9 protein-coding genes are annotated in these 9,118 nt (G+C 56.6%); 7 read left to right on the forward strand and 2 right to left on the reverse strand.

Annotation, left to right across the window (positions count from 1 at the left end):
- Positions 1-5 precede the first annotated feature (5 nt).
- Positions 6-1,400 carry a Y4yA family PLP-dependent enzyme gene (locus ACM6IK_RS02795; RefSeq protein WP_414873052.1) on the reverse strand — a complete coding sequence of 465 codons (1,395 nt, stop codon included), beginning with the start codon at positions 1,398-1,400 and terminating at the stop codon, positions 6-8.
- 271 nt (positions 1,401-1,671) lie between these two features.
- Entirely contained in the window at positions 1,672-1,983 is a 312-nt protein-coding gene (locus tag ACM6IK_RS02800) for a hypothetical protein (RefSeq protein ID WP_414873053.1), read from the reverse strand.
- 27 nt (positions 1,984-2,010) lie between these two features.
- On the opposite strand from ACM6IK_RS02800, the gene ACM6IK_RS02805 reads away from it, so the two are divergent.
- The 7 genes from ACM6IK_RS02805 (at position 2,011) to ACM6IK_RS02835 (ending at position 8,657) form a co-directional block, all read left to right on the forward strand.
- Complete coding sequence (locus tag ACM6IK_RS02805) at positions 2,011-2,901, forward strand: HpcH/HpaI aldolase/citrate lyase family protein (protein WP_414873054.1); 891 nt, start codon at positions 2,011-2,013, stop codon at positions 2,899-2,901.
- 26 nt (positions 2,902-2,927) lie between these two features.
- Entirely contained in the window at positions 2,928-3,329 is a 402-nt protein-coding gene (locus ACM6IK_RS02810) for a ParB N-terminal domain-containing protein (RefSeq protein WP_414873055.1), read from the forward strand.
- A 110-nt stretch (positions 3,330-3,439) separates the two neighbouring features.
- The gene (locus ACM6IK_RS02815) at positions 3,440-5,680 is read left to right on the forward strand and encodes a TonB-dependent receptor (RefSeq protein ID WP_414873056.1); all 2,241 of its coding nucleotides are present in this window, start codon (positions 3,440-3,442) and stop codon (positions 5,678-5,680) included.
- Between the two features lie 70 nt (positions 5,681-5,750).
- Positions 5,751-6,128 carry a fe2+ zn2+ uptake regulation protein gene (locus ACM6IK_RS02820; protein ID WP_414873057.1) on the forward strand — a complete coding sequence of 126 codons (378 nt, stop codon included), beginning with the start codon at positions 5,751-5,753 and terminating at the stop codon, positions 6,126-6,128.
- 344 nt (positions 6,129-6,472) lie between these two features.
- A complete protein-coding gene (locus ACM6IK_RS02825) occupies positions 6,473-6,790 on the forward strand; it encodes a helix-turn-helix domain-containing protein (RefSeq protein ID WP_046043284.1) in 318 nt (105 codons plus the stop codon).
- A complete protein-coding gene (locus ACM6IK_RS02830; RefSeq protein ID WP_414873058.1) occupies positions 6,783-8,069 on the forward strand; it encodes a type II toxin-antitoxin system HipA family toxin in 1,287 nt (428 codons plus the stop codon). The genes ACM6IK_RS02825 and ACM6IK_RS02830 overlap by 8 nt, the downstream gene beginning before the upstream one ends.
- 270 nt (positions 8,070-8,339) lie before the next feature.
- Positions 8,340-8,657, forward strand: coding sequence for a hypothetical protein (locus ACM6IK_RS02835; RefSeq protein ID WP_414873059.1), 318 nt, complete (start codon positions 8,340-8,342; stop codon positions 8,655-8,657).
- Positions 8,658-9,118 lie beyond the last annotated feature (461 nt).

A 9,118-nucleotide genomic window follows, 5' to 3' on the forward strand; every position in this document is an offset into this window, starting at 1 on the left:
TTCCTTTAGTAGTCAGGTGAAAACGCAAAGTTACCTTCCGTACAACAGGTCGCCATCAACCGCCGGGGCAGGGGGTGGCGATGAAACTCGTTCTCCAGCAAGTCCATCTGATAACCGGCGGTATTGATGTAAATCAATAAGTCGCCGGCTTGAGGCACCGTCGCGAAGTTGATCAGGCGATGAGTGATGACGTCATCGTCCAGGCAGCTATGGCCCGCGATATACGCTCGGGTCGGTATGTCGGGCAGTTCTTTTGTGCTGATCAGTATTGGATCAACCAGGTATTCAGAAGCGAACCAGGTTTCGCAGGCGCTGAAACTGCTGCCCTCAACAAAAATGACGGTTTTGTTGTCGGCCAGTTTTTTTGTGCGTGTGACGCGGAATATTGAAATGGCCGCCTGGTCCACCAGACTCCGACCGGGTTCCAGTGCCAGGGTTATATTCTGTCGGTTCAAATAATTTGCAATGGAGAGGCCTTGTGAGTGCTCGGCCTCGAGTAATAACGTCAACCATTGCGGCGCTGTCAGGTCGCTGCCGTAAGGGTAATAAGCAGCGGGAACTTTCAGGTTATGATAATGGCTGGGGTTATTGTCGTTTTGCAGGAACCGAGCATAGTCCTGGGGCTCGACATAACGAATCGGCAGGCCGCCGCCAATATCAATCATCTGCGGATTCAAGCCCATTTCCCTGGCCGTCTCGACGAACCCGGTGACCTCGCGAAAGGCTTGTGCACGGGGTTCAAATTCATAGCCGCCGAGATGGAAATGAAAACCCTCGAAGTGAAAGGACTCGGCGTATTTCGTCAACCGTTGAAGGCCTTCGAGCAAATCTTCCGAGCCCATTCCAAATCGACTCCTTGGACTGCTCTTAGGTCTGTAGCGCAGTAAAACTCTGGCTTTGGCAAGGCTTGGCTGTGCGTCGATCACGCTTTTCAGGTGGTCAAACTCTTCCAGCGAGTCCACGCAAATCAATGAACCGGCGCTGATCAGTGCTTGATGAAACGCGGCAGTTTTGGCCGGTCCTGTGGCACAGATTTTTTCTGCTGGGGTGCCGGCTCGCAGCGCTGCATGCAACTCGTGGATGCTCGACACATCAACGCCGATCCCCGAATTTGCTGCTGCACTGAGCATGCTCTGGGACTTGTTGGCCTTGGCCCCGTAGAAGAGGGCATGCGGCACGTTGTACCGCTTCAACACCGCCAGCAAGGCATGTGTGTTTAATTCAAAGGCATGGGGCCAGACCAGATTCAATGGGGAACCGTGTTGTTTGACCAAGTCTTTAAGTGCGCCCGGAAAGTCATTGATGAACGTGGAAATAAGTGGGTCGGTCAGCGGCTTTAACATCTCCGGATGATGAACTGTATTTCGTTGTACAACAGGTGGTGTATTTGTTGTGGGCATAGTAAACCCCTGGTGCCGTAAATGACGTCGCCATTGATGTTCCGATAAACAAGCGTTATCGACGTATGTGGTCTTTTTATTCGTCAGATACGACGTTTAAACAATTTGGAGGTGGACTCCAAGTTAAATCCGGGTCTGGGTTCGAAGCGCTAATCGTAATAAATGATTCACAAAACAATTGCATGAGAACCCCATTCCATAAGGTTTGTACGGACGTGTTAATTGGCCACTCGTTGAGGGCCAACCCCCTGTAGATACCCGTAACTGACATTCAAATGACATCACTGACAGGTACTTCCCGAGATACTGATGACTTGCTTTGAAGCGAGGATAGTTCCTCTTGGCGGCGTGAACAATATTGCGAACGAGAATGATTATCAAGTAAGATTTTCAAATATTTTTGCATCAAGACCTGCTCAAGGCGAACGCATGAACGTGTATTTACACGCTCAAGGACTCGTTCGCCCCGAGATAAAAAGTCCCTTAATTCCTTGAACAATAAGGCGTTAAGGGCTGTTGCGAGAAGCCCCGGAACAGCATGCAAATCTGCCGTTGAAGGGGCCTGAAAATTTTCAGAAATCACGACTGGTTCACGCCAAGGAGCAACACCATGCAATCCGATCGACTCAGCAGCAAAACCCCACTCGCGATCAGCTACCTGTTCGTGCCGGGCAACCGTCCCGAGCGGTTTTCCAAAGCCGTCGAAGCAGGGCCGGACGCGATCATCCTCGATCTCGAAGACGCCGTTCATCCGGACAGCAAAGCCGCCGCACGCGCCGCCATTTGGGCCTGGCAAGAGGCTACGCCGAGCGGCGCCTGCGAACGTTACATCCGCCTGAACAGCGTGAGCAGTTCGCTGTTCCGCCAGGACCTGACCTGGCTCAGCGACATGCGCTACCCCGAGCGTTGCAGCGGGATTTTCCTGCCCAAGGCCGAATGCCCCGAGGCGCTGACGCGGGTGGTCGAGCGCCTGCTGGAGTGGCAACCGGAACTGAAGATCGTTGCCATCATCGAGACTGCCAAAGGCCTGCAACAGGTCGAATCGATTGCCGCTATTGCGGGGCTGACGCGACTGGCGTTCGGCTCGTTGGATTTCTCCCTGGACATCAACTGCAGCCAGATTCCCGATGCATTTCTGTTCGCCCGCAACCGTATCGTGCTGGCTTCGCGCACGGCGGATTTGCCGTCGCCGATCGACGGCGTCACCCCGGCGATCAGCGATTTGGCGGTGGTCGCCAAGGACTCGCATTACGCGCGATCGCTGGGCTTCGGCGCAAAGTTGTGCATCCACCCATCCCAACTGGCCACAGTGCAACGCGCCTTCCTGCCGGATTCGCGTCAACTGGCATGGGCCGATCGGGTGATGAGAGCGGTTGCGACGGGCAGCCACGCGGTGCAAGTGGATGGCGAGATGGTCGACTTGCCGCTGATCGAACACGCCCAGCGCCTGCTCGATGTGGCCAGCCAATACGTGCCGATTGTCTGCGCAGATGCCTGCTGAATCCCCGGCGAATCAGGAGATCAACCATGGAACACGGTTATCAGATTGCGCTGCGGCCGCTTTGCGAAGTGCTGCAATCGGAGCAGGTCGACCCGGCCAATGTGACGATGCTGCGCGAGTCGATTATCCGGGCCGGGCATTGGCTGGAACCGATCATCGTCGAGCGCTCGCGAGGCATCGTGATGGACGGCAATCATCGCTTCAACGCGGCGTTGCAGTTGGGCTTGAAGCGAGTGCCGTGCATCCAGCTCGATTACACCGATCCGCGGGTGTGTGTGCGGCATTGGCAGACCGGGCAGGCGTTCGAAGTGGCGCGGATTTTCACCACCATCGCCCGCGGCGAGATCTTTGCGTACAAGACCACCCGGCACGCGTTTGACCCCGCGTTGCCAGTGGTCGCGATACCGCTGGAGCACCTGTATGCCTGACCTTGGCTGCACAGAAGCAAAAAAACTTTACTGAGGGTGATACTTTTTCGCAGGTCGACTGGCAATAGGAGTGATTACCATTTTCTTTTGATGAATAGGATCCTCACGTCATGCCTGTTGTCAGTCGTCCTTGCGGTGAGCGCGTGTTAACACTCGCCATTCGTACCGCCATGCTGAATTTTGTTTTGGTCGCAGGAAGCGCCAACGCCTGGGCCGCCAGCCCTGAGCAACAAGCCGTTGCCGCCGACAAGACCTCGAACATTTCGGCTGCGACGCCGACCGATGACGGCACGGATACGCTGACCCTCGGCACCACCAACATCAACGGCCGTTACAACGGCGCGACCTCATTGCCGGAAGCGTTCGCCGGTGGCCAGGTTGCGCGCGGAGCCCGCCTGGGCATGCTGGGCAACAAGGACGTGATGGACACCCCGTTCAGCGTGACCAGCTACACCGCCAAGACCTTGGCCGACCTGCAAACGGTAACCGTGGCCGATGCACTGGAACGTGATCCTTCGGTGCGTTCCACCGGTCAGACGGGCGGCATCGTCGACTCGTTTTTCATCCGTGGCTTTCCGGTCGGTGAAGGCAATCTGGGCGAACTGGCGTTCGATGGCGTGTATGGCGTAGCGCCGAACTATCGGGTGTTTACCGAGTATGCCGAGCGTGTTGAAGTGCTCAAGGGACCGGGCGCGCTGATGTACGGCATCTCGCCCAACAGTGGCGTCGGTGGCGTGATCAACATCGTTCCCAAGCGCCCGCTGGATGAAGACCTGACCCGTTTCACCGGCACTTATGCCTCGGATTCCCAGGTTGGAGGTCATCTGGATCTCAGTCGTCGCTTCGGTTCGGAAAACCAGTTTGGCGTGCGCTTCAACGGCAACCTGCAGGGTGGCGACACGGCCATTGATGATCAGCACCGCGACCTGGGCATCGGCGCCATCGCCCTTGATTATCGCGGCGAGCGCTTGCGCTTGAACCTTGATTACATCAGTCAGAAAGAAAGCTTCAATGCACCATCGAGGCCATTCACTATCGCGCCTGGTATTGATGTCCCATCCGCGCCCAATGGTCGTACCAACCTGCCGCAAGACTGGGGCTGGTCGGACACCAAAGAACAGTCGGCCTTGCTGGGGGGCGAATATGACCTGACTGACACGGTTACCGTTTTTGCCCATGCCGGTGGCGGCAAATCGGACGTCAAGCGGATGTCTGACCAGGTGCCGAGAATCCTCAATGAGGCCGGCGATACCAGCAGCATTCCGGGTTACTACAAATTCAATGTCGATCGTTCGACGGCCGATGTCGGCATCCGCGGCGTGTTCGCTACAGGTTCGATCACCCACACGACCACGCTGATGGCGACCCAGTATCAGGATGAACTGTCCCGAGGGATCAACAACGGCACCGAAATCCGTTCGAACATTTACCACCCGATCGATGTGCCCAAGCAATTCATCAACTCGCCGAAGGTGCTGCGTATTTCCGAATCGGATCTGTCCGGTGTCGCGTTGACTGACACGTTGTCCATGCTCGATGACCGATTTCAGTTGACCCTCGGTGTGCGTCGCCAGGACATCGAATCACGCAACTACAACGCCGCAGGTTCGGTCAGCTCGAAATACCACGACAGTGCCACGACTCCACTGGTCGGCGTGGTGGTCAAGCCTTGGGAAGATGTCTCGCTCTATTACAATTATGTTGAAGGCTTGAGCAAAGGAGACATCGCACCAGGCACGGCGGCCAACGCTGGTGAGACGTTCGCCCCGTACACATCGAAGCAGCATGAACTCGGCGTCAAATATGAGCTCGGTACGTTCATGACCACGCTGGCGTTGTTCCAGATCGAGAAGCCAAGTGGTGAAATCGGCGCCGGCAACGTGTTCTCGGTGCAGGCTGAACAACGCAACCGCGGCATCGAGTTGAGCCTGTTCGGCGAAGTCGCGCCGGGCACGCGCTTGATGGGGGGCGTGACTGTGCTTGACGGCGAGTTGACCGATTCGGCGACAGTAGCCAACCGCGGCAACAAACCGGTGGGTGTGCCGGACGTGCAAGCCAACTTCTGGGCCGAATGGGATACACCATGGCTTGAAGGCTTCACGCTGACCGGTGGTGCCATTTACACCGACCGCCAATTCGTCAATCAGGCCAATACGCAGGAGCTGGACGCCTGGACCCGCTTCGATGCCGGCGCGCGTTATGCCACCAGGATCGAAGGCCGGCCGACGACATTGCGCGCCACCGTGCAGAACGTGTTTGATCGTGAGTACTGGTCGGGCGTTGCTTCGTACGGCGCATTCTCCCCGGGTTATCCGCGGACCTTGCAGCTGTCGGCCACCGTCGACTTCTGACGAAGACGGGAAGGGTTGCTACGGCAGACGTAGCCACCCCATCTGAACATTTCGCAAAGGGAGTATTCGCGTGTTGAACAACTCAGGCTCAGCGGCTGAAAGCGCACCTTCACCGTTTCGGACAGCGACCAATCAGCTGGCGTTCGTATGCGATCGCAGCTCGAATGCACACATCCGTGAATTGCTTCGTTTCTATGGACTGCGCGCGAGTCTGATCCGCTTCAAGGTCCTCAATGCGCTGGTCGCCGCCACTTTGGATGGGCGTGCCGTCGGTGTCCGTGGGGTGCATGCCTATCTGGTGTCGCTGTCTGCCGGGATGACATTTGTCAGTGTGCGCGAAGTGCTTAAACGCCTGTGCGACGAGGGCGTGATCCTGCTTCAGGCCGACAAGAGCTACCGTATCACCGACGAAGCCTGGGCGATGCTGAAGCCGCATCTGGATGGCTGAAAGGTGTTTTCGATTGGCTGTTTTCGTCGCGGCCCTCGAATGACCCAGGTTTGAACAGTGACAAGTGTCGAGGCTTTTACGGGCTTCAACACTTGTCATGACTCACCCGCGACATGTGTCGTCATGCCTGAGCCTGAATGCGCGCTTAAGGTGCGAACCCATGAATTAGCTCGCCGGGGCGGCCTTCCCTTGGGTTTGATGATAGGTAAGTCCAGTAAGCTGTGGCTAAATCCAGAAAAAAAGCGATAAGGCACAAAATCAGGGAGTTACGTAACTTGATAGGACTTGGCGTTAATTCTATAATATTGGGGATTAACTGGTACGGAATGGGCTAGATACACACTATGTTGGATTTAAGCTTCAGCAAGCCGAGTGAGGTCGTCAAGCGCCTCTGCGATCGCTTGCGCACAGAGCGCTTGGCGCTGGACATGACACAAGCCGACTTGGCCGGGCGTGCCGGCATCGGCACCAACACCGTGTCCAACCTTGAAGCCGGGCGCAATGTCGGGTTCGAGAACGTGGTCCGGGTGGCGATGGCCCTTGGCCGAACCAAGGAACTCGAAGGCCTGTTCCTGCCAAAGCTGGAAAGCATCGAGGATATTCGGCGCTACGAAAACAGCGCCAATCGTCTCCGTACAAAGAGGAAGTCCGGCAATGCTTGAGCAGGTGAACGTCTTCTACGAGGGCTGGGGTGAGCGATGGCAATGGGGCACGCTGGTCTCCACGACCGCCCTGACCGGTCGCCCGCTGATCGTGTTCGAGTACAGCAATGAAGCCAGGCAAAGGGGCTTGGAACTGTCCTCCTACAGGCTGCCGTTGGAGGGGGCTCAGTTGCGCCGAGATTTTCCAGACCACCAACTGTACTTGCCAGGGCCTGTTTACGACTCGTTGCCGGATGGGTGGGGCATGTTGCTGATGGACCGTATGTTCAGGCGCCGCGGGCTCACCACGGCGCGCATCGGCTCACTGGAACGGCTGGCCTACATCGGTAGCAATGCGATGGGCGCCATGACGTTTGAGCCCGTGGCACCCGAAGGTCAGGAATCTGAAGTCCACATCCCGCTGGAACAGCTTGCCGCCGAAGTGCAGGAAGTGCTCCATGGAGACGGTGGCGAGTTCCTGCAGACGTTGCTGCTGGTGGGCGGCTCGCCTCAAGGTGCAAGGCCTAAGGCCCTCGTCTATCGCGATCCCGAAACTGGCGGGTTTACCACTGCCGTCACGCCGGGCTTTGAAGCATGGTTGATTAAGTTCCCGGCCAAAGAAGAACATGCCGAGGTGTGCGCTATCGAAATGGTCTACGCCGAGTGCCTGCGCATGTGCGGTATCGAGACCCCTGACACGCAGTACTTCAGTCTGCCTAATGGGTTGGCAGCGTTTGCCAGTAAGCGATTTGACCGCCGGGATGGTCTGCGTGTACCCATGCAAAGCCTCGCGGCCTTTACGGGGGCAAATTACCGGTCTCCGGGGGTGTTGGACTACGTCAACTTCTTGCGGGCAACACGGATGTGTACCAACGACGTGCGAGGGATGGCGGTGGCCTTCGAACGTGCCGTCTTCAATGTTGCGTTCAACAACAGAGATGATCATCCCAAGAACTTTGCCTACATCATGTCGCAAGACGGTCAGTGGAGACTGTCGCCGGCTTACGACGTGACCTTCTGCGAGGGGCCAAGTGGGTATCACCAGATGGATGTGATGGGGGAAGCCCTGTCGATTTCCCGCACGCAAATGCTTCGACTTGCCGAGGAAGCCGAGGTGCCCCCGGACGCTGCAGGAAGAGTGATTGACGGCATTTGTGATGTAGCGAGCCGGTTTGCAACCATCGCCGAGAATCTATACCCACGGGCTATTACTCAAGACACTTTGCGCACGGTCCAAGGCCGCATCGACCAGAACGTGGCTCGGCTACACCACGTTCACGCGGGCAGCGGTCGTCGGTGAAGATCGGGAGGAGCTTACGGGACTCAACCCTCAGCAATTGCAACCGATCATTCGTCGACTCGAGGGCCTCGGTCTGATCGAAGGATCAAATTTGACTTCTCGCGCTAACCCCCTCCTGAAAGCCAAACGGTTGCTTCATGGGCAAACAAAATGTCTTTGGCTCGATGGTAAATATAGGTGGTACTCATTTTGCGCTGTGCCGTTCTTCTGGCCGTCCAACCTTGAGTTAGATTCTGCGGCTAAATTCGGCGTCCGGGTAACGATGACTCCATGCGCAGCTTGGCAGAGATCTGCCTGCAGGAGCTGTCCACGCTTGTGGGTGAGATGGCGGCCAAGGGACACGAGGCTGAAGCGCTGATCTACGCCGTTGCTAAAGAAGCTGGAGTAACGAAGCTTGCTCACGCCGGCCGCTTGCATATCGAAAAAGCTATCTTCATTCCGCGGTGTTTGGGAACAGCAGCGGGTGAGTTTTTGAGAGGGGGACTGTTGGACCTCAGGCTGGGGGCATCCTTTTCAAACCATCCAAGGCATGCCCTCAGATATGCCCCCGAGTGTAGCAATCCACTGGAAGTGGATGGATCTCCATAGTCTATGAAAAGGCAGAAATGATCAGCTGAACAGCCTGCCCGACGACGCCTAGAGACTCTCAGGGTCCCCAAAGAACATCTTTACTTGGCTCTAGGACGGTAGTTTCAGGTCATAAAAAACTAATGATGCCCCCAGTTTTGCCCCCAGTTACACAGGGTGCGAGAGCGCTCGCGAGCGGCGATTTCTCACGGACTCCAGTATGGCAGCGGCTGGCTTTCGGTGTAACTCCTCATTGTATCTGGAGGGAGGGTGCAGGGCTCATCAAGGACAATCTAATCCGCTCTCGCTCGAGAGCAGTGACTCCGATCGGCTGTGGTCGACCAAACATTTGATCCGCGTAGTTGGTTTGCTGGGCTTGGAGGTTTCTACGAAACCAGTGGCAATTCACTGGTTCGTCGATCGAAGAGGAGCGGGCGTGAATGTCGGGCCTGGGGTCGCGAGTCACGAATTATTCGGAATTA

The sequence above is a fragment of the Pseudomonas sp. IT-196MI5 genome (assembly GCF_949767415.1).
In the GTDB taxonomy this organism is placed as follows: Bacteria; Pseudomonadota; Gammaproteobacteria; order Pseudomonadales; family Pseudomonadaceae; genus Aquipseudomonas.

What these genes read in the sequence shown, in the direction of transcription:
- ACM6IK_RS02815 (WP_414873056.1), top strand. Translation starts at nt 3,440, where the DNA reads ATGCCTGTTGTCAGTCGTCCTTGCGGTGAGCGCGTGTTAACACTCGCC.
- ACM6IK_RS02810 (WP_414873055.1), top strand. Translation starts at nt 2,928, where the DNA reads ATGGAACACGGTTATCAGATTGCGCTGCGGCCGCTTTGCGAAGTGCTG.
- ACM6IK_RS02805 (WP_414873054.1), top strand. Translation starts at nt 2,011, where the DNA reads ATGCAATCCGATCGACTCAGCAGCAAAACCCCACTCGCGATCAGCTAC.
- ACM6IK_RS02835 (WP_414873059.1), top strand. Translation starts at nt 8,340, where the DNA reads ATGCGCAGCTTGGCAGAGATCTGCCTGCAGGAGCTGTCCACGCTTGTG.
- ACM6IK_RS02830 (WP_414873058.1), top strand. Translation starts at nt 6,783, where the DNA reads ATGCTTGAGCAGGTGAACGTCTTCTACGAGGGCTGGGGTGAGCGATGG.
- ACM6IK_RS02825 (WP_046043284.1), top strand. Translation starts at nt 6,473, where the DNA reads ATGTTGGATTTAAGCTTCAGCAAGCCGAGTGAGGTCGTCAAGCGCCTC.
- ACM6IK_RS02795 (WP_414873052.1), bottom strand. Translation starts at nt 1,400, where the DNA reads ATGCCCACAACAAATACACCACCTGTTGTACAACGAAATACAGTTCAT.